The sequence below is a fragment of the Streptomyces sp. G45 genome, assembly GCF_049542095.1.
In the GTDB taxonomy this organism is placed as follows: domain Bacteria; phylum Actinomycetota; class Actinomycetes; order Streptomycetales; family Streptomycetaceae; genus Streptomyces.
In genome coordinates, this window is sequence record NZ_JBMUZU010000001.1 from 102,429 (window position 1) to 125,013 (window position 22,585).

Consider the following 22,585-nt stretch of genomic DNA (forward strand, 5'->3'; position numbering starts at 1 on the left):
ATGGAAGCTATGTTTTTGCCCTGCGCGTTGTCAACCGCATAAAGTGGTGGACATGAAGGACCAGGACGGCCGACGCGCGGGTCGCCAGCGCACCAAGGCCGACTTCCGCTTCGACGACGCGCGTCTGTGCTTCGCCCTCGTCGGCACGGTGGCCGACCGCGGCACGGACACGCCCTTCGAACGGCTGGCCCGGCCGGAGGACTTGGGCCGCTGGAGCGTGGAGAGCGGCTGCACCACGGCGGCGCCGGTCTGCACCGAAGCCGATCTGGACCACGCCAGGCGACTGCGCGAGGCGATCCAGCGGACGGGCCAGGCCCTCGCGGGCGCGGCCGCTCCCGCCCGCGAGGACATCGCACTCATCAACAGCGCGGCCGCCGAGCCCCCTTCCGTGCCCGAACTCTCGGACGACGCGACCTCCGTACGCTGGTACGGGGACGGCGTCGCGGCGGTGCTCTCCATGGTCGCCCGGGACCTGATCGAGCTGTGCCGCTCGGACCTGCGCACACGCGTCCGCATCTGCGGCAACCCCGCGTGCGGTACGCCGTTCGTCGACTCCTCCCGGGCAGGCGCCCGCCGCTGGTGCTCCATGAAGACCTGCGGCGCCCTCGCCAAGAAGCGCACCTACCGGGCCAGGTCGCACAGCGCGTCCTGACCGGGGACCCGACCACGCGTCCGGCTCTTAGCGGCTTGGTCCTGGAGGCGTCGCCCCTCTGCCGTCCCTCTCCATGAGTGGCCGCGCGATCGGCGCGCAGGGGGGGCGGCGCCCGCAACACCCGGTCCCCGGTCCGCCGCCGGGGCGACGACCCGCGGCAGGTCGCTAGGAGCGCGATGTTCTCCGCCTGGTTGCCGACGTCGCGCTCGCGTGGTGTCGCTCGCGGTGGCGGGCCACGGCGTCGTTGTTGGCGCAGCGCACCGAGCAATACGTACGTCGCCCGTTGCGGGAGGTGTCGACGAAAGCCAGGGCGCAGCCGCGTCGCGCGCAGCGGCCCAGCCGCTCGGCGTCGGCGGAGCAGATGACGTAGGCGAGTCCGGCGGCGGTGATGGCGCGGATGTGCGCGGCCGGGTCCGAGCCAGCGGTGCTGTAGTGCAGGTGCGGCCGTCCGTCGTGCAGCGAGATCCGGGGGCTGCTCGAAGCGTCGGCGAGGAGCGAGTTGACCGCGTCGCACCGTTCGTCGAGGTCCTGGCGCCCGAAGCAGGCGGCCAGCCGTCGGCTCCAGGCCCAGATGGTCCCGGCCTGCGCGGCGGTGAGGGTGCGGTTCACCACGCCGCGCGCGGCCAGCAGCGGCTCCAGGTCAGTGGGGTGGGGCGGCTCGGTCAGGTTGACCAGGTCCGCGGCGAGGCGGGCGGCCTCGCCACCGTAATGGTTGAACTGCATAAGACCATTACATCATCGTAGGCCCCGGGCCGCACCGGGTCGACCGGCTGAGGCGCCGTTCGACGACCGCGGCTCGCCGGACCACACCGGCGACGACGACAACTCGGAGGCACGATGGTGCAGACCGCCCCTCTGCTACGTCAACGGGCCGCGACGGCACCGACGTTGGTGCTGGTCCAGATCGCGAGTCTGCAGGCGGGGTCGGCTGTCGCCAAGGGCGCGTACGCGGCCGTCGGCCCGTCGGCTCTGGCTGGTATGCGGCTGTTCTTCGCCGCCGTGATCCTGTGGCTGCTCGTCCGGCCGTCCCTGCGCCGGGTCACGGCGGCGCAGTGGCGCGCGGTGATGTCGCTCGGCGTGGTCTTCGCGGCCATGAACGTGGCGTACTTCCAGGCCATCAGCCGTCTGCCGATCGGCGTGGCCGCGACCGTGGAACTACTCGGCCCGCTCGCCTTGTCGATCGCTCTGTCGCGTCGGCTGGAGCACCTCGCGGTGGCGTTGCTGGCGCTGACGGGCGTGCTGCTGTTGGCGGGCCCGGGGGCTTCGCTCTCCGCCGCCGGGCTGATGCTGGGACTCGCTGCCGCGGTGTGCCGGGCCGCGTATGTGGTCCTGAGCGGTCGGGTCGGACGGCTGTTCTCCGACTGGACGGGCCTGACGCTGGCGCTGGCCTGCGGGGCCTGCCTGCTCACCCCGGTCGCCGCCGTCACGGACGGCGCCGCGGTGGCGGCCCACCCCGCGGTGCTCCTCACCGGCGGCCTCGTGGCCGTTCTGTCCTCGCTGATTCCGTATGCGCTGGACATGACGGTGCTGCGGCGGATCGATGTCCGCGCCTTCGGAGTGCTTCTCGCGCTGAGCCCCGCCGTGGCGGCGGCCGCCGGTTTCCTCCTGCTGGGCGAGCAGTTGACTGCACGTCAGCTGATAGCGGTCGCGCTGGTCGTCCTGGCCAGCGCCTGGTCAGTACGGCGGGCGGGCGGGGCCGTCGCCGCGGGCAGCGGTGCGTCGAAACGTGCCGCGTAACGGGCGTTGCGCAGGCGGCCGTTGTCGGCCTTGAGCTCGGCGCTGGCACGGGTGCCGTTCCGGTGGCTCCACTCCCCCACGGCGAGGCCGTCCCCGGACGTAGCGGCGCCCGCCCCTGGGTGGGGGCGGGCGCCTGTGCTGCCGCTTGCTTCAGCCTCCCAGTGCGATCTGTCGCAGGAGGTCCTGGTCCGCGATGGGGTAGCAGCGGTTGGCCCGTTCGCCCGGGACGAAGGACCGGAGTGCCTTGGCCTGGCGGAGTTCGGCGATCGCCTTCTCGACGGTCGCCCGCCCCAGGCAGAGGGCATCGGCGATATCGGCCTGGCTCGGCCCCGAGGCCACCAGCTCGTGGGTGGTCGACATGACCAGGACCCCGTCCTCCTCCCTGGGCTTCACGACGTTCTTCCGGGTGGGCCCCGCCAGGTAGTTCAGCACCGCGGCGACGCGCGCGACCGGGGCCGCCCGCGTCGCGCCGTACAGCCGTTCCGTCAGGGTGTGCCGCTTGGCGGCCATGCGCGCGAGCATCAGGGCGATCGCGGGGTCGGCGGTCGCCAGCGAGGCCAGCTTGGTGTGGGGGACCTCGACGAGGACGCACGGCGACATGGCGGTGATGACGGCCACCTCCGTCGGAGCCGAGAGCAGTTCCTCCGTGCTGCCCGGGTCGGGAGAGGGCACGGGGCCGGTGACGGCCTCAAAGAGCATCGCCTCTCGCCACATGCGGATCTTGCCGGGCTGTACGAGTTCCGCCACGCACCCCTCCACAAGGAAGTACGCGGTTCGCATGGCCCTGAGCACCATGGCGCGGCCACGGTTCATCTTGCGCAGGCGGGAGACGCGGGAGAGGAGTTCCGCGGAGTCGGGCGGCAGGCCACCGCGCACGGTCAAGAGGGTTCTGATGGTCCTGATCTCCACCGGCTTCCTGCCGGAGGAGGTGGAGGGGGACGTACTCATGGCCACCTCGCCCCGGCACGGGGAAGAGCCGCCGAGCCGGTGGCCGTCGCCCCGGTGTCCGGGGGCGCATCCGGCGCGACTCTGGTGGGCGGGGCCGCTGGCGCGACCACGTCGGCGGGCGGGGACGCCGACTCGGCCAGGGTGCGGATGACCGGCACCAGCGCCCCGACGAGGAGCGCGAGTGCCGTGAGGACGGCGGCGATTCGACTGGGCCCGCTCTCCAGGCGCCGCACCGCGTAGCAGGCTGCGGCCAGCACAATCCCGAAGATCAGGACGACCGCGGCATAGAGGTCGTTGAACACATGATCTCTTTCGAGAGGCGGTCGAGCTTCGATCGGACGTCCGAAGCTCGACCGCGGGTTTTTTTGGGAAACCTTGCTCTGACCAGTGGCCTTCGCGACCGCGGCTAACGGCCTGCCACCGGATAGCCCCGAATGTTACGCCACAAGGGTGAGCCGAATACAATTCGTGCTCCCCGGAGGGATTTTCCCGCAGAGACCCCGTGAGCAGCCGTCAGGAACTGTCAGGGGCCAAGGCCCAAAAAGCCCCTGACAGTCCGTGCGTGGAATACCGGGCGCCGTTTTCCAGGAGTCGGCGAGCCCGCGGCGGCGAGAGCTTCGCGGCGCCCGGACAACGCGATGCCCGAAGGACGCGGCACCCGAAGATCGAGAGGGCCCCGCCCCCGCAGCAGGGCAGGACCTTCCCTCAGGGCACCACCTGGAGAACCATCCGTAGAGGTTGAGGCCGGGGCCTCGCCGGGGGAGCCACCCCCGATGGGCCACCGGCCAATGCCGAGCAAGGGCTCCCAAAAGCCGTGTGTTCAGCACCCCAATGAAACACCAAGCGCGATTGTGAAATCGCCCCTCGGGAGGGTTTTAGCGCTACTGCACCACGGAAACCCCTTCCGAGAGGGATTCCGGGCGTGTTTTTAGGGTTCTCACAGTTCACCCATAGGCACCCAGTTCGATTAGCCCCACCCCTGAAGAGCGCCCGCCCATCGGACATATGCCCCATGGGCAACGGGAACGGGTGCCCGGTATCGCGGAGATAATCGGAGCCTCTTCACCGAAACTCGAACGGGGTGGCACCCACGAACGACATCGCCCCGCCGCATTCCGATCTTCCGCCATCCGGCCTTCGCTCACCGCGAACCCTACGGGGACACGACGTGTGGGCCGTGACCGCCCGCCGCCCTCCCTGGCACTGCCCACGCCGTACGGAACAGTCGTGCTCGTGGGCACCACGGACCTCAGCGGTACTCCTTGGTGGTGCGCGCGGGAGCGGAGCGCTGAAGGCTGGCGCCGACTCGGAGCTTCAGGTGCGCGACGCGCTCCCTGCCACGGGCATCCAGGCTCTGTAACGCTTGTGCGGCGCGAACCCGTGTACGGGCGAGGACGAGACGGACGAGGTCGAGAGGCGGCGGGCTGTGAGCAGTCGAGCGTGGCCAGCGCATCAGAGGCGATATGTGGGCGGCCAGGTTGGCCCGGCCCACGAAGGTGCCGTGATCGTCGTACCGAAGCGTGCCCCGGAGTACGGTGCATGACCGCCTCAGGGACCATCGCGTCCGCCCCGGGCGCGCTGCCGGTGGTCGGACACGGGCTGCGTATGGTGCGCGACCCTCTGGCCTTCTTGTCCTCGCTGCCCGCCCATGGGGATCTGGTGCGGGTCGGCCTGGGCCCTCATCGCGTCGTCATGGTGTGCACTCCGGCCCTGACCCGTCAGGTCCTGCTGGACACGACCACGTTCGACAAAGGAGGCCCGCTCTACGACCGGCTCAGGGAGCTGCTCGGCAGCGGCCTCGCCACCTGCCCGGCCCGTGAGCACCGGCGGCTGCGGCGCCTGAGCCAGCCGTCCTTCCAGCCGGACCGCATGGCGGTCTACGCCAGGGCGATGTCCGAGCTGGCCGCCGACTTGGCGGCCTCCTGGCGACACGGTCAGGTCATCGATGCCGCCCGCGAGTCGAACAGGCTGACCACGCGCATCCTGGTGCGGGCGATGTTCTCCGCTTCGGGAGAGGGGCGGGCTCACGACGGCATGATCGACGATGTGGACGTCGTGGTGGAGCGCATGTTCCGCCGATCGATCGTTCCGGAACCGGTCAACCACCTCCCCACGAGGGCAAACCACCGCTACGAGCGGGCGTTGAGCCGGATGCGCGACCGCATCGGCGGCATCGTCGCGGCTCGGCGCGCCGCTCCGGCGGACCACGGAGACCTGTTGTCCGCCCTGCTGCAGGCGGCTGACGCCGCAGGTTCCGATGCCGACCTGAGGCTGACCGAGCAGGAGGTCGCCGACCAGATGATGACGTTCTTCGTCGCGGGAACGAAGAGCACCGCTTCCACACTGGCGTGGGCCCTGTACCTGCTGGCCACTCATCCGCACGAGCAGACCCGCGTCCACAGAGCGGCCGCTCGGGCACTGGCCGCGGGGCAGGTGCCGGGCGCGGGCCCACCCGTGCTGCCCGAGGCGGAACAGGTCATCACCGAGACTTTGCGGCTGTTCCCGCCGGGCTGGTTGCTGACGCGTCAGGCGACCCGGGACACCACCCTGGGCGCGGCCTCGATCGCGGCCGGGACGACGGTCGCCTTCAGCGCCTGGATCATGCATCGCCGACCGGACCTGTACCCGGAACCGGACCGCTTCCTCCCCGGCCGCTGGGAGGCGCCCCGGGCGCGGGGGGCCTTCGTTCCGTTCGGTGCGGGGGCCCGGCAGTGCATCGGGGACCGCTTCGCCGTGACCGAGATGGCCTTGACCCTGGCGCACATCACGTCACGCTGGCAGCTGGTGCCGGTCGGCCGTGCCCCGAAGGTGGCGGTCGAGACGGCTCTGGTTCCCAGAGGCATGCGTCTGCGCGTCCTGGCCCGTGGCCACGCCCGTGGTGAGTGACACCGCACACGGCCCGTGTCTGGAGCACCCGTTGGGCGCGGACGCGGTCCGCCAGGCCGTGGAAGCGCACCTGCGGTCGCTTCTCGCGCGGGCCCATGCCGTGCCGTCAGAACTGCTGGACGTGATGGGCGGTTACCTATTCTCCGGGGGCAAGCGCCTGCGTCCGCTGTTGTGCGTGGCGGGTTGGCGCGCGGCGGGCGGCCAGGGCCTGCCGGAGACGCTGACCCGGGTAGCGGCGGCGCTGGAGATGTTCCACGCGTTCGCGCTGCTGCACGACGACGTCATGGACGACAGCGCGCTGCGCCGGGGGCGGCCCACCGCGCACCGGGCGCTGGCCGCCGTCCACCGCGGCCGTCCGGACGCCGACCGACTCGGGGTGTGCGGTGCGATCCTGCTCGGGGACATGGCCCTGGTGTGGTCCGATCACATGCTGCGCTCCGCGGGCCTGCCGTCGCGGCAGCTGCACGCGGCAGGGCGGGTGATGGACACCATGCGGGAGGCCACCATGTGCGGGCAGTATCTGGATCTGCTGTCCGCTGGCACCGGTAGTACGGACAGGCGCCGTGCCATGGCCATCGCGCGCGACAAGACGGCGAAGTACACCGTGGAGGGGCCGTTGCACCTCGGGGCCGTGCTGGCCGGTGCCGAGGCCGCCGTCCTGAAGCGGCTGTCGGCGTTCGCGCTGCCCTTGGGGGATGCCTTCCAGCTCCGCAACGACCTCCAGGGGGTCTTCGGCGATCCGGGCACCACCGGCAAGTCGGGCCTGGACGACCTCCGGGACGGCAAGTGCACGCTGCTCACCGCGTTGGCACTGGCCCGAGCGGGTCCGGCCCAGCGCGGACGGCTCCTGGAACTGCTCGGGAACCGTCGTCTGAATGACGAGCAGGCGGCCGAGGCCCGTCAGTTGCTGAAAGCGACCGGCGCCCGCCGGTTGGTCGAGGACCGTATCCACGCTCTGCGCGCTGCGGCGCTCGCCGCCGTCGACCCGGCCGTCTTCGCGCCCGAGGTCGCCGCGGAGCTGAGGGGCTGGGCGGAACTGCTGACCCGGCCCTGAGACCGCCACTGCCGCAGGACGCCGAAGGGAGCCGCACCACATGCCCGGGGAAGCCTTCGTTCTTCCGGATGTCCCCTGTCCGTTTCCCTCGACCTTCGCCGACCGGCCTCACCCCCACAGCGAACAGGTGGAGCGGGAGGTGCGGGAGCTGCTCCAGGACGGCGGAATGCCGGACACCCTGGAGGGTACGCTCACCGGGATCCGGTTGGGCGAGTTCACCGGCCGCCTCCACCCCGCCTCGTCCCGGCGGGGCCTGCGGCTGATCATGCTGAACAACGCCCTGTCCTGCCTGCACGAGGACTGGATCGCCGAACGGGACGAGGAAGGGCGGTTGCACCGCGCCGACGACATGGCGGCCGTCTACGAACGGGCCCTAGCCGTCTTCGACGGCTCCCGCCCGCGCCCCCACGACCTCCCACTCATCCGGGCAACCGGACTGGTCGCCCGGGAACTGCGCCGCTTCGGCCCGTCCCACCACGCCCAGCGCTACCGCACGACACTGCGGGAGTATTGGTGCGCGCACCTGTGGGAAGTCGACCTGCAACGCCGATGCGCGGTCCCCTCCCTGGCCGAGTACCGACAGCTGCGGCCGCACGTGCTGGGCATCCGGCCCCTGACTGAACTGCTGCCGCTGGCCAGCGGCGTCCCCGTGCCCGCCCACCTGCTGGACCACCCCCTCGTCCAGGCGCTGTCGCAGCTCCTCGTCAACCACCACGTCCTGGTCAATGACCTGTTCTCACTGGCCAAGGAGTTGCGCGGAGAACGCCCCGTCAACGTCGTGCTGGTGCTGTGCGCGGAGCGGGGCCTGACCCTGCAGCAGGGCGTGGACGCCACCGCGCACGCCATCGAAGGCGAGCTGTCCGCCTATATGAGGCTCAAGGCCGCGCTGCCTCGCCTGGGACTGCGGCACCCGGCCCTGCTGAGCCACCTCACCGACCTGGAACGCCTGGCCGCGGATGCCATCGCCTGGCACGCCGCGGCCCCCCGCTACCACGTCCCGCCCACTCCACCTCGCGCGTCTTCCTCCGCGAGGGCCGAGCGGTGAGTCCCCGAACGGAGTCCGCCCGCGACGACGCCGTACGCCGCCTGAGCCGGTTGATCGACGAGCTCGGCACCGATGGAGGACTCATCACCCCGTCGGTCTACGACACCGCCCGTGTCGCCAGCCTCCTCCCCGACCGGCCCCACACCGGGAAGATGCTCCGCTGGCTGACCAGCCAGCAGCGACCCGACGGGGGCTGGGGCGCCCCGCTGACGCCGCTCGCCCGGGACCTGCCCACCCTGGCCGCCGTCCTCGCCCTCACCTCCTACCCCGCCCACCGGTCGGCAGCCCGACGCGGCGCGCGGTTCCTCCAGCGCCACGCGCCCACGCACTGGGGCGGCCCGGTGCCGCAGGACATTCCCGTCGGTCTCGAACTGCTCCTGCCCGCGCTCCTGGACGAGGCGCGCGCCGCCCGCGTCGACGCGCCCACCGCCCCCTACGAGGCGCTGCGCACCCTGGGGACGCGGCGGCGCCGCCTCATCGCCCGCCTCGCACCCCACGCCCCCGGAACCGCAGCCGTGCACTCCTGGGAAGCCTGGGGCAGTCCCGACGCTCCCCTGCCCGTCGACGGCAGCACCGGCATCGGCCACAGCCCCGCCGCCACCGCGACCGCGCTCAGCCGAGCCGCGTACGGCGCGCCGACGACCGACATGCTGCACGGCTACCTGACCCGGGCCACCGCCGCCTGCCCGCCCCTGATGCCCACCGTCTGGCCCATCGACGTCTTCGAACGCGCCTGGGCACTCCATGCCCTGGCGCTGGCCGGGCTGCTCCACCACCCTGGGCTCGCCCCCGCCTGCGCGCGCCAGCTCGACCTGCTCCATGCCTCGCTCACCCCCGTCGGCATCGGCATGAGCGACCACTTCACCGCCGACGGCGACATCACCGCCACCACCACCGCCGTCCTCACCCTGGCCGGTCGCCCCTGCGACCTCGGCGTCCTCGACCGCTTCCGCCACCACGACCACTACCGCACCTACCCCGGCGAGCTGCAGCCCTCGCTGACCACCACCGCGCACGCCGTCCACGCCCTAGCCACCCACGCCCGCCTTCGGCCGACTCACGGACCTTCCCGCGCGGCCGAACCCAGCCGCCGCTACCTCGCGGACCGGCAACAACCCGACGGGCGGTGGACCGGCGACAAATGGCACACCTCCTGGATCTACACCACGGCCCAGGTCGTCATCGCCCTCCCTCACTCCCCGGTGCCCACCGCGGCGTCCAAGCCCTCCTGCGCGCCCAGAAGTCCGACGGCGGCTGGGGCGCCCGCCAGCAGGCCACCGCGGGCGAGACCGGGTACGCCGTCCTCGCTCTCGCCGCCCACCACCTGGCCAGCGCACCGCGGGCCCTCGCCACGGCCCTCCACCGCGCCGCCGACTGGCTCGTCAGCTGGCAGGCAGCCGACCAGCCCTGCGGCTGCCGCCTCTGGATCGGCAAGGAGCCCTACTGCCCCGCCCGCGTGGACCAGGCCGTTGCCCACGCGGCCCTCCTCACCGCGACCCGCCTCACCGAGCCCGACCGCTACGGAGAGTACGGAACGTAGGGGACACGGCTACCTGAGCGACCGTCAGGTCCCGCCGAAGGGCTGGCCATCGGCGGGATGACGGCGCACAGGCGCGCGGCCGCGGGCTGCGGGGGTCGGGCGCACCGCCCATGGCAGTCGGGGGATCTTCAGCCGCCGAGCCGCGCGCTCCGGCGTGCCGTGCGGCTCGCGGGGCGCCGTCGGCCGCGAGGATGCCGATGTGATCATCGACAGTCGTGCGGAGTGCCGACGGCGACGCACGCGGTGGCGTGTCCTGTTCGTGCTGGCCTCGTCCGTTCCGGCCGTGGTGATCGGCGCGGTTCCGGCAGGCCCGGCCGTGGCCGACGGCGCGGGCAGGAACGGGCTGGCGCTTCGGGTGACCGTGAACTCCCGCCCCGGGCTCGGTGCGTTGCGACCGGGCGTCCGCGTGGGCGATCCGGTCGTCAAGACCTACCGTCTCGTCAACCGGGGCGGAGCGGACCTGTATCAGGTGCGGCTGGTCGACCCGGGCCTGCCGGGCGTCGCGATCCGCTGCCCGGGCGGCCGTGACCGGGTGCGGATGCTGCGCGGGCTCAGTTTCGTCCACTGCACGGCCCGCACAAGGGCGCGCCCCGGTGTGTGGACCGGCCAGGTGGTGGCTTCGGGGAGCATCCCCTACCTGCGGGCCCGCGCGGTGGCCCGGGCGCGGTCCGGGTACGCGGGCGTCGGCGGCGGCCTCGCGCTGTCGGAGGGCGTGAGGGTCAAGGGCCGAGGGGCGGCCGTGACGTACCGGGTGCGGAACACGGGAAACCTGACGGTGCACGCCATTCGGCTCGGCGATCCGCCGCTCACCGGTGCGCGCGTCGACTGCGGACGCGGACGGGCCCTCGTACGCAGGCTCCCTCCGGGGCGGTCCGTCACGTGCCGCTCCACGGTGCGCCGGACCCCGGGGACGTACGTCAGCGCGGGGGTCGCCGCGGGGGGCGCGAGGGTGCGCACGATCGGCCTCGCGGGCGGCACGGTGGCGCCCCCGACGCTCACCGCGCACGCGTTCCGGCGCTTCACGATCGCTGCCCGGCCCGTGCCGAGCAGACCGACGGAGCCCCGGCAACCCGTCGGGAGACCCACCGGGCCGCCGACCCCGGCGCCGCGACCGGCCGGGCCTCCAGCAGCCGCGGGACCGCTTCCCGCCCCGGTACCGGTACCTCCGGAGGCACTGCCGGTGCCGCTGCTGCCGGGGGCGGTGGGGGCGCCCCCTCCGCCGCCTCTTCCGGTCGGTGTCGCGGCCCCGGGCATCGGTCCCGAAGCCGCCGGGGAGCCCGCGGTCCCCGAGGAGCCGCCTGCCGAGGTGGCGGCGGGCACGGACACGGGCGGAGGCGCTGTGCCGCCCGAGGCACGCGCGCAGCGCGACGAGCGAGGGTCGGTACTGGGCCGCTTCTACCGTTCGGGCTCGGGCCCCACCGGGCTCGGCCTCCTCGCGGCCCTCTTCGTCCTGCTGCTCCCCGCAGCCGTCGCGGCCGCCGTGCTCGGGTTCCGCCGGGGTTAGCCGACCCACCTCGACCCACCGCGTCCCGACAGGAGCCCGGCCCCGATGTTCGAAACCCTCGCCATCATCCTCGGCGTATCGCTGCTGGCCGCGGCCTGCGTGGCGGCCAAGCACCGCTTCTGGCCGCCCGGCCCGGACGACGAACCGCGCGAGGACGTGGCCGAGTACATCTCGATGATGGTGGGTGTGCTCTACGCGCTGGTGCTCGGGATCGCTCTGGTGTCGGTGTGGGACACCCGCTCGGCGGCCGAGGCGCACACCCGGACCGAGGCGAGCGCCGCGCACCAGGTGCGCCTCCTGTCCGACGGCCTCCCCCGGCGCCAGGCGCGGGAGGTGCGCTCCGGCATCGAGGCGTATGTGCGCCATGTGGTCGACGTGGAGTTTCCGGCGATGGCCGCCGGTGAACCGCTCGGTGAACGTGGCTGGGGCCTGCTGTCTGCGGTGCGTGAGGCCAGCCGTGCGGCCGTCGATACCGCGCCCTCACAGCAGTTGACGGCTCAGGAGGTCCTCGCCGAACTCGGCTCTCTGGACGACGCCCGGCGCGGCCGGGAGGGCGACGCGGACGGCGGGCTGGCGCCCGCGCTGTGGGTGGGGCTCATCCTGGGCGGGATCCTCAGCGTGGCGTTCATGTTCATGTTCGGTGTGGAGCGGAGCTGGACCCATGTGGTGATGGTGATGGGCCTCGCCGCCCTCATCACCTTCATGGTCCTGCTGATCTACCAGCTCGACCATCCGTTCACGGGCATGCTCGCCGTGGACGCCTCCCCGTTCACCAGGTACTTCTGACATCTGGTCAGGCATGCCTGGCCATACGGCAACCCGAGGGTCAGGCACCACTAACTCCCTGGACAATCTGTCTTCATGACGTGGAGTCAGGTCGGAGGATTCCACAGCTCCTGCACGAACGCGCCGCCGCCAACCGGAGCACGGCGGGCAGGGCCCAGGTGCGACTGCAACCCCGCGTAGCGGGTCTCCGGCCGGGAAGCCACCCGCGCGATGGCGGCACCGCAACTGGACACCCTGGGGTACCGGCCATGCGCGGGCGCCCGGCGTCGCCGGACGGTGTCGCGATCGTCGCTGGTGGTGCGCGATGTGGCGCGTTCGCTCCACTGGCTCTGTCCGGTTGCTCATCGACCGCGAAGGCCCTTGACTGTGGTGGACCGTCACCGGCCGGGGGCGAAGTCGGGGCCAGGCGGCGGTCTTCATCCAGGTATCGCTTGTGTCAGCGCCCGGTAGGGGGCCGGTGGAGCGCTGCGCTGGTGACGAAGAAGGCAGGCTCCTATGCCGGAATCCATGCCCTCCAGCGAGGGCGTCGCGCATGCGCAGGACCCGATGCACTTCCTGTCGCAGACGAGTCTGAGTACGACGGCCGCGCGGAATCTCGCCCATACGACCAAGTCCCTGCCGCAGATGCGGGGGATCTCCTCGCGCTGGCTGCTGCGGATCCTGCCGTGGGTGCAGGTGGCGGGCGGTACGTACCGGGTGAACCAGCGCCTGACCTACACCGTGGGAGACGGCCGGTTCGACCTGGACGTCAACGGGTCCCGGATCCGGGTGATCCCCCAGGAGTTGCGGGAGATACCGCTGCTGCGGGACTTCACGGACAGCCAGGTCCTCGACGCCCTGGCCGGAGCGTTCGAGCAGCGCGAGGCCGCTGCCGGGGAGGTGATCGCCGAGGCCGGGCAGCAAGCCGACCGCGTCGTGGTGATCGCGCACGGCAAGGTGGACAAGGCCGGGCAGAGCGAGTACGCGGGGCAGGTCTCGCACGGCACGCTCACCGACGGCGACTACTTCGGCGAGCAGTGCCTCGCCGCCGAGCAGCCCTGGCAGTTCACGTTCACGGCGAAGACGCCCTGCACCCTGATGGTGCTGGACCGCGACGAGTTCGCGAGGATCACCGAGCGCGCGCCGGGGCTCGCCGAGCACATCACGGCGTACGCCACCCGTCCGCGGCCGCGGACGAACCGGCGCGGGGAGTCGGAGATCGAGGTGGCCTCCGGGCACAGCGGCGAGCCCGAACTGGCGGGCACCTTCGTCGACTACGAGACGTCGCCGCGGGAGTATCCGCTCCAGGTCGCGCAGAGCGTGCTGCGCGTCCACGCGCGCGTGGCCGACCTCTACAACGGGCCGATGGACCAGACCGAGCAGCAGCTGCGGCTGACCATCGAGGCGGTGCGTGAGCGCCAGGAACACGAGATGGTCAACCACCCCGACTTCGGGCTGCTGCACAACGCCGACCCCGCCCAGCGCATCTCCACCCGCACCGGACCGCCCACCCCGGACGACATGGACGAACTGCTGTCCATGCGGCGGCAGACCACGTTCTTCCTCGCCCACCGGCGCACCATCGCCGCCTTCGCCCGCGAGTGCACCCGCGCCGGGATCTTCGAACCGGGCACCGAGTTCAACGGCCACCACGTCGTCGCGTGGCGCGGGGTGCCGTTCCTGCCCTGCAACAAGATCCCCATATCGGACACGCTGACCAGCTCGGTCATCGCGCTGCGCACGGGCGAGGACAACGGGGGCGTGATCGGCCTGCACCAGACGGGCATTCCGGACGAGTACGAGCCCAGCCTGTCGGTCCGCTTCATGGGCATCGACGACAGGGCCGTCATCTCCTACCTGGTCAGCGCCTACTTCTCGGTGGCCGTGCTGCTGCCCAGCGCCCTGGGCGTCCTGGAGAACGCGGAGGTCGGCCACTACGACGATGCCAGGGAGCGGTGATGCCTCCCGTATCCCCGCATCCCCTGTTTCCGCCGTATCCCCCGTGCCGACCGGACCGACCGTGCCAGCCCGACCGACCGTGCCGACCGGACCGACCGGTCTGGGCACCGAAGCGGCCCGCCTCCTGCTTCGTCGTCCCGCCCTCCCCGACAGCGCCGCCGAGGCCGTCCCCGAGCTGCACACCTGTGGGCCGCTGCGGGACGACCGGGCCCTGGGCGAGACGGTCAACGACCGGCTCCTCGACTGGGCGGCGGACGTCGGCATCTACCCGGGGCGCCTGGAAGAGATCCGCGCCGCCGACTTCGGGCGCCTCGTCATGCTCTGCTACCCCGACACCGACGACGTCGAGCGCCTCCTGGCCCCGGCGCGGTGCACCCTCGCGGCGTGGGCGATGGACGACCACTACTGCGACGACACCACGCTCGGCGCGGCCCCCCACCTCCTGGGCTCACGTCTGGCCGCGGCGGCCGCGGCCGCGGACCGGCTGCGGCTGCCGGGCCGCTACGCCACCGAGTTCGACGACGCCGTACGCGACGACCCCGTCCTGACGGCGGTGCGCTCCGCGGTGGAGCACCTGGCCACCGTGGCCACGCCCGCCCAAGTCACCCGCGCCCGCCACGCCATGACCTCCCTGTTCCCCGGCATGGCCCAGGAGGCCACCTGGCGCGCCACCTCCCGCGTGCCCGCGGTGTGGGAGTACCTCGTCAACCGGCAGGCCAACAGCTTCCGCCCCTGCCTGGCGGTGATCGACGCGGTCGGCGGCTACCAGCTCGCCGACGACGTCTGGTCCGACCCGCGCCTCCAGCACACCCTCACCACGGCGACCCTGGCCTCCTCGCTCCTCAACGACCTGTACTCGGTGCACCGCGAAGCCCGCGACACAGGGCAGGACTTCAACCTGCCGCTGTCCATCGCCGCCGAGGACAACTGCTCCCTCCCCGAGGCGATCGAACGCGGCGCCGCCCTCCACAACCAGCTGATGCGCCACTACGAGGCGCAGGCCGCCACGCTCGCCCTGGCCGGACCGCCCGAACTGCGCCGCTACCTGGTCGGCGTCAGCGCCTGGTGCGGCGGCAACCACGCCTGGCACCACGGCAACCCCCGCTACGCCTCATCCCCACCCACCGGCCTCTCCTCCTGGGCACAGCCCCCGCGGAGACGGCAGCGGACCAGCGACGAAGGAGACCCGGCATGACCACCACTCCCACCACCACTCCCACCACCGCTCCGGTGCTGCGCACCGACTACCAGCGCGCCGTGGCCGCGTACTGGGACACCCACCAGCACGACGACGTCAACCTGCGGCTGGGCGATGTCGACGGCCTCTACCACCACCACTACGGCATAGGCGCCTACGACCCGTCCGTCCTCGACGGGCCGCGGCACTCCCGCGAGCAGCGGATCACCGGCGAGCTGCACCGCCTGGAGAGCGCCCAGGCCGATCTGCTCCTGGACCACCTCGGCCCCGTACCGCCCAACGCGCGTGTCCTGGACGCGGGTTCGGGGCGCGGCGGCACCAGCCTGATGGCCCATCAGCGTTTCGGCTGCCGCGTGGACGGCGTGTCCATCTCCCAGTACCAGGTCGGCTTCGCCAACGCCCAGGCCGAGCGGCGCGGAGTGGCCGACCAGGTGCGGTTCCACTTCCGCAACATGCTCGACACCGGGCTGGCCGCCGCGTCCCTGCGGGCGGTGTGGACCAACGAGACGACCATGTACGTGGATCTGCACGAGGCGTTCGCGGAGTTCGCGCGGCTGCTGGAGCGCGGCGGGCGGTACGTGTGCGTCACCGGCTGCTCCAACGACGTCACCGGCGGCCGCTCCCAGGCCGTCAGCCGCATCGACAGCCACTACACCTGCAACATCCACCCCCGCAGCGCCTACTTCGCCGCGCTCGCCGCCAACGGCCTCGTCCCCATCGAGGTCATCGACCTGACCGCACAGGCCATCCCGTACTGGGAGCTGCGCGCCCGGTCCGCCCTGGCCACCGGCATCGAGCAGTCCTTCCTGACCGCCTACACGGAGGGCAGCTTCCACTACCTGCTCATCGCCGCCGACCGCGTGTGAACGGCGCTCCCGCCGGGCCCTGGCCGTAGCAGTTCGGTCAGCGCACGCCGATGCGCTGTCTTCGACGGCCCGCGAACCAGCCCCTCCCCCTCGGTCCTACAAGTGCCCGCACAAGGGCCGTCAATCCGCTCGGCCGCTGTGGAACGATCACCGGCATGGAGATCCTTCGGAACACCTTCCTCGTCTTCCACCTCTTCGGGTTCGCCGCGATCCTCGGTGGCCTCTTCTACCAGCTGCGCGGGAAGGACCTGGTGACGGGCAGTTACATGCTGAGCAGCGCGGTCGTGCAGCTGGTCACCGGTGCGGGACTCATCTGGACCCGGATATCCCTGGACCTGCCCGTATCGCACACGAAGATGGGGGTGAAACTGGCCCTGGACGTCCTGGTGGCGGCGACGGCATTCGTGGGCATGCGCAACAAGAGACCCTGGGCCTTCTACGCCGTGGGCGTGTTCACGGCGGCCGCCGTGGTCGTGGCCGTCGCCTGGAAGTGACCCTCTCATGGGCTGCCCGTGCGCACGCCGGGGTACTGGATGGACGTCGCGCGGGCGTTCTCCCGGAATTCCGAGTGCCGAGGGGGAACCGAACTGGTTAGCCTCCTTCCGTGGAAGATCGGGAAGTGTTCGTCGGTGGCGTCAATGAGGTCGTCCGCGAGGGCAGCCGTGTCCGCCGGCCCGCTGGCCCCTGGAGTCCCACGGTCCAGCGCCTGCTCGCGCATCTGCGGCGTGAGGGCTTCACCGGAGCGCCGCGTCCATACGGACTCAGCGAGGACGGCACGGAGGAACACGTGGAGTTCCTTCCGGGGGATGTCGGGCACGACTTTCTCGCGCCGCAGGTGAGGAGCGACGCGTCCCTGGTCGCCATGGGGCGTCTGCTGCGGGCCTTCCACGACGCCTCGGCGAGTTTCGAGTGGGGTCCGGACGACGTCTGGCAACTGCCGCCGCGTGCTCCATCGGAAGTGATCTGCCATGGTGACGCGGCGACTTACAACACCGTTTTCCGCGGACAGCTCCCCGTCGCGCTCTTCGACTTCGACACCGCTCACCCCGCTCCGCGTGTGTGGGACGCCGCGTACACCGCGTACCGGTTCGTCCCGCTCTACGCTCCGGACGAGGTGGACCTGACCATCCCGGTGCCTGAGGCGCTTCGCCGTCTGCGGCTCTTCGCTGACGCGTACGGCCTGTCCCCGGAAGAACGCGCCCAGCTTCCCGCCACCGCGGCGACGCGGCTCAAGGCGCTCGCGGCCTTGATGCGCGAGCACGCGGCAGCGGGACACCCGGCGTTCAGCCGCCACGTCGCCGAGGGGCATGACCTGCGTTACCTCACTGACGCCCAGTGGATCGAGGACACCTTCACCGGCTGCCTGTAGCGGTAGCAGGGGGTGAGACCTGCGCCAGGGCGTGGGGCCCGCGTCGTTCTCCCGTGTTCCGCGCCTGGGTGCGCAACCGAGCAGTAGGGCGCATCGTGGAGGGTGTCGAAGGGAGATCGTCATGCGTAAGCAGGAGCTGTACGAGCAGGACCTGACGGCCGTCTCCTGGCGCAAGAGCACCAAGAGCGGCGGCGACGGGGCCTGCGTGGAGGTGGCGGAACTTCCCGGTGGCGCGGTCGCCCTGCGGGACTCGAAGAACCCCGGACGAGGCGCCCTGCGGTTCACCGCCGACGAGTGGGCGGCCTTCCGCGACGGCGTACGCGACGGCGAGTTCGGCTGAGGCCGGGTCTGCGCTGACGGCCGTGCCCTGACCGTCTCGGCGCGGGGGCTTCGCCCGTCGCGTCACGGCGATCCGACAGCGCAGACCGCCTCGACGGTGAGGATGGCGTTGACGGTGCCGGTGTTCCTGCCGTCCGCGGTCCAGGACCTGTCGAGCGGGTAGGAATCCATGATGACGAAGTTCGCTTCGACGCCGCCCGACGCCGTCCAGCCTCCGCCGGTCGGCGTCCGGCCCGCCGGACAGTCGACCGTCACCGTACGGAACTCGCCCGGAGGGACCGTCACCGATTCCCGTACCTGGAGGAACTCACCTTGCCGAGGCGCTGACTCACGCGGCTCGTCGATGCCTCTGCCTTGAGCGGCGACGGTGACCGCCGTGGTGGCGAGGGCCGCGATGCCCAGGACGGTGATGATCCGAAGGCGCTTCATTGTCCCAACCTCCAGCGCTGAGAACCCGTCAGGAACGGGGCGCGAACAGGCGCGTGAGCATTCCCGGCATACGTTACGCACCGGGGTGGGCCGGTTACAGGTGGCGATGGGGGCGCATTGGGCGGGAGTGTGGAACTCCCTCTGAGGCACCGTCGGTTCACGGCCGAGTTCCGGGACCCGCGACCGGGCCGCCCGGATCACTCGGGCTCGTGGGCGTGGGGGCTCGTCGAGAGCGGCTCGGGCGGGCGTTCGCGGCCGCCGTCTCGGCCGGACACCACCACGACGACCAGCCCCACCACGACGGCCGCCGCCAGCACGCGGCCGACGGCCCGCGCCGCCCAGCCCGGCAGTGACACCCCCGCGTCCCGCCTCGGGGCGCGCAGCCGTTCGGTCCGCCGGGCGGGCCGCAGCAGGCGCAGCAAGAGCAGTGCCGCGACCGGGAGTTGCAGCAGCCACAGCACGGTGCGGGGCCACTCGCCGTACCAGACGTTGGTGCCGTACAGCAGGGTGTGCCACACGCTCAGTACGTACACGACGATCACGAAGCGGTGCAGCCGCCGCCAGGTGTTCGCGCCGATGCGCTGGCGCACGTAGAACAGCAGGCCCAGCGGAACGGCCAGGTAGAGGGCGCCCTGGCCGAGGGGGATGGCGACGCGGCCGGTGCCGGAGTCGTACCAGCCGGGCACGAACGCGTCCGCGAACCCCGCCCACAACCGTTCGGCCCACGCCAACTGCGCCTCGTAGCGGACCAGTTCGGCGGCGAACAGCAGGGCGTGCGCGAGCATCAGGGCCATGGTGGTCAGGCTCGTGGTGCGGTGCCAGCGCTCCAGGACCTGCCGGGAGACCGGCAGCCGGGCCGGGCGCGGCCCCGACAGCAGCAGGCCGAGCATGACGGTGCCCCAGGCCCACAGCAGACCGGACCAGCCGAACGCCTGGCTGAGCAGGTACATCCAGTAGGCGCTGGCGTCGTCCATGAACGGCATGACCGCGACCGTCGCCGAGTCACCCGACTCCATGCGGGCGTACAGGAACGCGAAGACGGCCGCCGTGACCGCGACGGCAGCGGTCGCGTCGGGTATCGCGGCCCGCAGGTCGGTGCGCAGGGTCACGCGGTCGGCCGGGCGCCGCCCAGGGGCGGGGGTGGTCGTGCCGTCGTCTTCCGGTGTCGTCTCTGGCAGCATCCTGGGCCTTCCGGAGCGCTGGACGTCGGCAGGCGGTGCGTACATGGCGCGGGTCGGGCGATGTACCCCTCGTCGCGGCGTTGGTGAGGCCGCTCGCCCCGTCGGGTGGCGATCACGCGCCCCGCCTGCCGCGGCATCCCTCGCGCGCTCGGCGGAGGGGATGTCGTGCTGGACACGGTGGGCGGAGTAGGGGGCGGAAGGACCGTGCTCGGCCCGTCCGCCCCCCTTGCTCCAGGGTGTTGGTGCGCTACGGGAGGCTGTGCACCTTCGGGCCGACCGCGTTCGACCACGCGTTGCCCGAGGTGGCGTCCCAGTTCGTCGACCACGTCATGGCGCCGCGCAGCGACGGGTACGTCTTCGACGGCTTGAAGGAGCCGCAGCCGGTGCCGCGGGTCAGGCAGTCGAGGGCGTTGTTCACGACCGACGGGGCCACATAGCCGCCGCCCGCGGCGCGCGTCGACGCCGGGACGCCGAGCCCGACCTGCGACGGGTCGAGACCGCCCTCCAGCTGGATGCAGGCGAGCCCGGTGAGGAAGTCCACCGTGCCCTGGCTGTAGACCTTGCCGTCACAGCCGAGCATCGAACCGCTGTTGTAGTACTGCGTGTTGACGACCGTGAGGATGTCCTTCACGTTCAGCGCGGTCCGGAAGTACCCACCGGACGTGGACTGCATGTCGATGGTCTGCGGGGCCATCGTGAGCACCATCTTCGGGCCCGCCTTCGCCGAGAGCTGGCGCAGCGCCTTCGTCATGTACGTGGGGTTGATGCCGTTCTCCAGGTCGATGTCGACGCCGTTGAACCCGTACTCCTGCATCAGCGCGTAGGCGCTGTTGGCGAACGCCGTCGCGGAGGCGTCGCTGTTGACGGAGATGGTGCCCTTCTCGCCGCCGACCGAGAGGATCACGGACTTGCCCGCGGCCTTCTTCGCGGCGATGTCCGCCTTGAAGTCGGCGGTGGAGGCGTAGCCGACGGCCGGGTCCAGGTTGAAGGTGATCTCGCCCGGGGTGCGGGTCGCGTCGGCGAACGACACGGCGATGATGTCGTACTGCGAGGACACGTCCCGCAGCTTCTGCACGGTCGCGCCGTTGTTGAAGTTCTGCCAGTAGCCGGTCACCGCGTGCCGCGGCACGGTGCCGTCGCCGCCGCCGTCACCCTTGGGGGTCCGTACGGACACCGCCGTCGACTTCGCCGACTCGCCCGCCGCGTTCGAGGCGCTCACCTGGAAGCTGTACGTGGTCTCCGGGGTGAGGCCGGTGACGGTCGTGGAGGCGCCGCTGGACGAGGCGACCTTCGTGCCGTCGCGGTAGACGGTGTACGCCGTCGCCGTGGACGACGGGGTCCACGACAGGTCCACCGACGTGGGTGTCGTCGTGCCCGCGGCCAGGCCGGTCGGGACGGGCGGCACCTCTTCCGGGTCGGGGCCGCCGCCCCCGTCGGGGCCGAAGACGCTCACGTCGTCCACGTAGTACGCGCTCTGCCCGTACCAGCCGTGCGTGTACACGGTGACCGAGGTGGTGTTCGCGCCGGTGGTGAAGCTGGTGGAGAGCTGCTGCCAGGACGTGGTGCCCGGCGTCCAGGTCGACACGTCGGTCGTGCCGGTGCCGCGGGCGCCGAGGTAGGCGTAGCTGCCCTGCACCCAACTGCTCAGCTTATAGGTCGAGTTCGGCTTGACCGCGACGACCTGGGAGCACTCGGCGGTGCCCTGGCCGGACGGGGTGGCCTTGAGCGCCTTCGCGCCGCCGTGCACGGGGGACGTGACGGCGGCACCGCTGTTCGCGGCGCAGGTCCAGTTGCTCAGGTCCGCCTCGAACCCGGCGTTCTTGGCGACGTTGACGTCCGCCGCCTTGGCGCTGGCGACCCTGGGGGCGGCCGCGTCGGTGTCCGCCGACTGCGCGGGCGCGGCCAGTGCGGTGACGGTGAGCGCGGCGGCCGCACCGACGGCCATCATCGCGCTGATTCTCCGGCGAACGCCGGGTCTGTGCTGACGTACACGGTCCACGGGGTGCCTCCTGGGGGCGAGGTGAAGCGCGTGAGCGACGACGGGGGCCACCGCCGCTGCGCGCAAAGTTGGTCCAGACCAATCGAGTTGTCAAGACCTCCGGCGCGGAGAACCCGCGGCGGAGGTCTCCGGGGCCGCCACCGGCGTCGTCCGCGATGACCAGCGCGACGACGGTGGCGGTGAGCGCCGTGAGGGCCGCCGCGGCGGCCATGAGAGCCGTGGTCGGCGTCAGCCGAACTCGCCTTGGGCGACCGGCATGTCGAACGCCGTCCGGTGGTCTGTCGCCCAGGTCGCGTAGGTGCGGGCGCCGCGGCCGAGTACAGCCGTCACGTCGTCGGTCAGCCGGGCGTTGCCGCCCTCGGCGATGAACCGCTGGCCCCGTATCGCGCCCTCGGCGAACTCCTGGTCCTGGCCCGCGCGGATCATCTGTTCCTTCGCCGCTTCGAGCGGCACGTCGACGATCTCGATCGGGCGGCCGAGCACCTGGCGCAGGATCTCCACCTGGTCCGGCGCGCTCAGCAGTTCGGGGCCGGTCAGCGTGTAGGTCCTGCCCGCGTGGCCAGGCGCGGTCAGGGCCGCGACCGCCACCTCGGCGACGTCCCGGGGGTCGATCACTCCCTGTGTGCCGTCCCCGGTCAGGTTGGGGACGGGCTGCCCGGCCCGGATGTCGGCGGCCCAGTGCAGGGTGTTGGTGGCGAAGCTGCTGGGTCGGAGGATCGTCCAGTCCGTGCCGCCCGCGCGCAGCGCGCGTTCGCCGGGGAGGTGCCAGGCGCTGGTGCTGAGCGCGGTGTCCTCGCCGGTGCCGATGGCCGACAGCTTGACCACGCGCCTGACGCCGTGGGACCGCACGGCGTCGAGCATCGCCAGGTCGTGCCGTTCGATCCACGGTCCCGGCGCGTCCAGCAGGAACACCGCGTCCGCCCCGTCCACCGCGTCGTCGAGGGAGTCACGGTCGTCGAAGTCTCCTCGTACCACCTCCGCCGGAAGGCTCACGCCTTCCGGTTTCCGCGTCATGGCCCGGACCCGCTCGCCCCGTTCGGCCAGGAGCCGGACCACTTCCGTGCCTATGGTGCCCGTCGCACCCGTCACAAGGATCATGCGCAGCACCCTGCCG

General features: G+C 71.9%; 21 protein-coding genes. 14 read left to right on the top strand and 7 right to left on the bottom strand.

The genetic code is table 11. The features are described 5' to 3' along the window. Window positions 1-52: 52 nt before the first annotated feature. Entirely contained in the window at window positions 53-652 is a 600-nt protein-coding gene (locus ACOBQU_RS00410) for a CGNR zinc finger domain-containing protein (RefSeq protein WP_423623538.1), read from the top strand. Between the two features lie 165 nt (window positions 653-817). Here ACOBQU_RS00410 and ACOBQU_RS00415 read toward each other — a convergent pair whose 3' ends face one another. Next, complete coding sequence (locus ACOBQU_RS00415) at window positions 818-1,375, bottom strand: CGNR zinc finger domain-containing protein (protein ID WP_423623540.1); 558 nt, start codon at window positions 1,373-1,375, stop codon at window positions 818-820. Between the two features lie 114 nt (window positions 1,376-1,489). Between ACOBQU_RS00415 and ACOBQU_RS00420 the strand changes: the two genes are divergently transcribed. Next, window positions 1,490-2,389, top strand: a complete 900-nt coding sequence (locus ACOBQU_RS00420; RefSeq protein WP_423623542.1) for an EamA family transporter — start codon at window positions 1,490-1,492, stop codon at window positions 2,387-2,389. 150 nt (window positions 2,390-2,539) lie between these two features. Here ACOBQU_RS00420 and ACOBQU_RS00425 read toward each other — a convergent pair whose 3' ends face one another. After that, window positions 2,540-3,337, bottom strand: a complete 798-nt coding sequence (locus ACOBQU_RS00425; RefSeq protein ID WP_423623544.1) for a hypothetical protein — start codon at window positions 3,335-3,337, stop codon at window positions 2,540-2,542. Next, entirely contained in the window at window positions 3,334-3,639 is a 306-nt protein-coding gene (locus tag ACOBQU_RS00430) for a hypothetical protein (RefSeq protein ID WP_423623546.1), read from the bottom strand. Before ACOBQU_RS00430 ends, ACOBQU_RS00425 begins: the two co-directional genes overlap by 4 nt. A 1,237-nt stretch (window positions 3,640-4,876) precedes the next feature. Here ACOBQU_RS00430 and ACOBQU_RS00435 point away from each other — a divergent pair. The 12 genes from ACOBQU_RS00435 (at window position 4,877) to ACOBQU_RS00490 (ending at window position 17,863) form a co-directional block, all read left to right on the top strand. Next, on the top strand, window positions 4,877-6,223 hold the full coding sequence (locus ACOBQU_RS00435; RefSeq protein WP_423623548.1) for a cytochrome P450: 1,347 nt from the start codon (window positions 4,877-4,879) through the stop codon (window positions 6,221-6,223). Then, a complete protein-coding gene (locus ACOBQU_RS00440) occupies window positions 6,216-7,277 on the top strand; it encodes a polyprenyl synthetase family protein (protein ID WP_423623550.1) in 1,062 nt (353 codons plus the stop codon). The genes ACOBQU_RS00435 and ACOBQU_RS00440 overlap by 8 nt, the downstream gene beginning before the upstream one ends. A 40-nt stretch (window positions 7,278-7,317) precedes the next feature. Further along, window positions 7,318-8,322 carry a terpene synthase family protein gene (locus ACOBQU_RS00445; protein WP_423623552.1) on the top strand — a complete coding sequence of 335 codons (1,005 nt, stop codon included), beginning with the start codon at window positions 7,318-7,320 and terminating at the stop codon, window positions 8,320-8,322. Continuing rightward, window positions 8,319-9,923 carry a hypothetical protein gene (locus ACOBQU_RS00450; RefSeq protein ID WP_423623553.1) on the top strand — a complete coding sequence of 535 codons (1,605 nt, stop codon included), beginning with the start codon at window positions 8,319-8,321 and terminating at the stop codon, window positions 9,921-9,923. Before ACOBQU_RS00445 ends, ACOBQU_RS00450 begins: the two co-directional genes overlap by 4 nt. A gap of 138 nt (window positions 9,924-10,061) precedes the next feature. Next, entirely contained in the window at window positions 10,062-11,366 is a 1,305-nt protein-coding gene (locus ACOBQU_RS00455; protein WP_423623555.1) for a hypothetical protein, read from the top strand. Between the two features lie 45 nt (window positions 11,367-11,411). Further along, complete coding sequence (locus tag ACOBQU_RS00460) at window positions 11,412-12,152, top strand: hypothetical protein (RefSeq protein ID WP_423623556.1); 741 nt, start codon at window positions 11,412-11,414, stop codon at window positions 12,150-12,152. Window positions 12,153-12,659: 507 nt separating this feature from the next. After that, complete coding sequence (locus tag ACOBQU_RS00465; RefSeq protein WP_423623558.1) at window positions 12,660-14,090, top strand: family 2B encapsulin nanocompartment shell protein; 1,431 nt, start codon at window positions 12,660-12,662, stop codon at window positions 14,088-14,090. Between the two features lie 61 nt (window positions 14,091-14,151). Then, on the top strand, window positions 14,152-15,285 hold the full coding sequence (locus ACOBQU_RS00470; protein WP_423623560.1) for a family 2 encapsulin nanocompartment cargo protein terpene cyclase: 1,134 nt from the start codon (window positions 14,152-14,154) through the stop codon (window positions 15,283-15,285). After that, window positions 15,282-16,154 (top strand): geranyl diphosphate 2-C-methyltransferase, encoded by an 873-nt coding sequence (locus ACOBQU_RS00475; RefSeq protein ID WP_423623562.1) that lies wholly within the window; start codon window positions 15,282-15,284, stop codon window positions 16,152-16,154. Before ACOBQU_RS00470 ends, ACOBQU_RS00475 begins: the two co-directional genes overlap by 4 nt. Window positions 16,155-16,309: 155 nt before the next feature. Then, entirely contained in the window at window positions 16,310-16,648 is a 339-nt protein-coding gene (locus ACOBQU_RS00480) for a hypothetical protein (protein WP_423623564.1), read from the top strand. Between the two features lie 110 nt (window positions 16,649-16,758). Further along, entirely contained in the window at window positions 16,759-17,523 is a 765-nt protein-coding gene (locus ACOBQU_RS00485; protein ID WP_423623565.1) for a phosphotransferase, read from the top strand. A gap of 121 nt (window positions 17,524-17,644) precedes the next feature. After that, window positions 17,645-17,863 carry a DUF397 domain-containing protein gene (locus tag ACOBQU_RS00490; RefSeq protein WP_423623566.1) on the top strand — a complete coding sequence of 73 codons (219 nt, stop codon included), beginning with the start codon at window positions 17,645-17,647 and terminating at the stop codon, window positions 17,861-17,863. A gap of 62 nt (window positions 17,864-17,925) precedes the next feature. Here the strand turns inward: ACOBQU_RS00490 and ACOBQU_RS00495 are convergent, their stop codons facing one another. The 4 genes from ACOBQU_RS00495 to ACOBQU_RS00510 all read right to left on the bottom strand — a co-directional run bounded on the left by ACOBQU_RS00495 (window position 17,926) and on the right by ACOBQU_RS00510 (window position 22,569). Next, complete coding sequence (locus tag ACOBQU_RS00495) at window positions 17,926-18,291, bottom strand: hypothetical protein (protein WP_423623568.1); 366 nt, start codon at window positions 18,289-18,291, stop codon at window positions 17,926-17,928. Window positions 18,292-18,488: 197 nt separating this feature from the next. Then, complete coding sequence (locus tag ACOBQU_RS00500) at window positions 18,489-19,472, bottom strand: ferric reductase-like transmembrane domain-containing protein (protein WP_423623570.1); 984 nt, start codon at window positions 19,470-19,472, stop codon at window positions 18,489-18,491. A gap of 247 nt (window positions 19,473-19,719) precedes the next feature. Then, window positions 19,720-21,420, bottom strand: coding sequence for a chitinase (locus ACOBQU_RS00505; protein ID WP_423623572.1), 1,701 nt, complete (start codon window positions 21,418-21,420; stop codon window positions 19,720-19,722). A 279-nt stretch (window positions 21,421-21,699) separates the two neighbouring features. Further along, window positions 21,700-22,569 (bottom strand): NAD(P)H-binding protein, encoded by an 870-nt coding sequence (locus ACOBQU_RS00510; RefSeq protein ID WP_423623574.1) that lies wholly within the window; start codon window positions 22,567-22,569, stop codon window positions 21,700-21,702. Window positions 22,570-22,585: the final 16 nt, after the last annotated feature.

Bases quoted from the DNA above. Each gene is read 5' to 3' on its own strand.
- ACOBQU_RS00425 (WP_423623544.1), bottom strand. From the start codon at position 3,337: ATGAGTACGTCCCCCTCCACCTCCTCCGGCAGGAAGCCGGTGGAGATC.
- ACOBQU_RS00495 (WP_423623568.1), bottom strand. From the start codon at position 18,291: ATGAAGCGCCTTCGGATCATCACCGTCCTGGGCATCGCGGCCCTCGCC.
- ACOBQU_RS00435 (WP_423623548.1), top strand. From the start codon at position 4,877: ATGACCGCCTCAGGGACCATCGCGTCCGCCCCGGGCGCGCTGCCGGTG.
- ACOBQU_RS00490 (WP_423623566.1), top strand. From the start codon at position 17,645: ATGCGTAAGCAGGAGCTGTACGAGCAGGACCTGACGGCCGTCTCCTGG.
- ACOBQU_RS00445 (WP_423623552.1), top strand. From the start codon at position 7,318: ATGCCCGGGGAAGCCTTCGTTCTTCCGGATGTCCCCTGTCCGTTTCCC.
- ACOBQU_RS00460 (WP_423623556.1), top strand. From the start codon at position 11,412: ATGTTCGAAACCCTCGCCATCATCCTCGGCGTATCGCTGCTGGCCGCG.
- ACOBQU_RS00500 (WP_423623570.1), bottom strand. From the start codon at position 19,472: ATGCTGCCAGAGACGACACCGGAAGACGACGGCACGACCACCCCCGCC.
- ACOBQU_RS00420 (WP_423623542.1), top strand. From the start codon at position 1,490: ATGGTGCAGACCGCCCCTCTGCTACGTCAACGGGCCGCGACGGCACCG.
- ACOBQU_RS00410 (WP_423623538.1), top strand. From the start codon at position 53: ATGAAGGACCAGGACGGCCGACGCGCGGGTCGCCAGCGCACCAAGGCC.
- ACOBQU_RS00510 (WP_423623574.1), bottom strand. From the start codon at position 22,569: ATGATCCTTGTGACGGGTGCGACGGGCACCATAGGCACGGAAGTGGTC.
- ACOBQU_RS00415 (WP_423623540.1), bottom strand. From the start codon at position 1,375: ATGCAGTTCAACCATTACGGTGGCGAGGCCGCCCGCCTCGCCGCGGAC.
- ACOBQU_RS00465 (WP_423623558.1), top strand. From the start codon at position 12,660: ATGCCCTCCAGCGAGGGCGTCGCGCATGCGCAGGACCCGATGCACTTC.
- ACOBQU_RS00475 (WP_423623562.1), top strand. From the start codon at position 15,282: ATGACCACCACTCCCACCACCACTCCCACCACCGCTCCGGTGCTGCGC.
- ACOBQU_RS00480 (WP_423623564.1), top strand. From the start codon at position 16,310: ATGGAGATCCTTCGGAACACCTTCCTCGTCTTCCACCTCTTCGGGTTC.
- ACOBQU_RS00505 (WP_423623572.1), bottom strand. From the start codon at position 21,420: ATGATGGCCGTCGGTGCGGCCGCCGCGCTCACCGTCACCGCACTGGCC.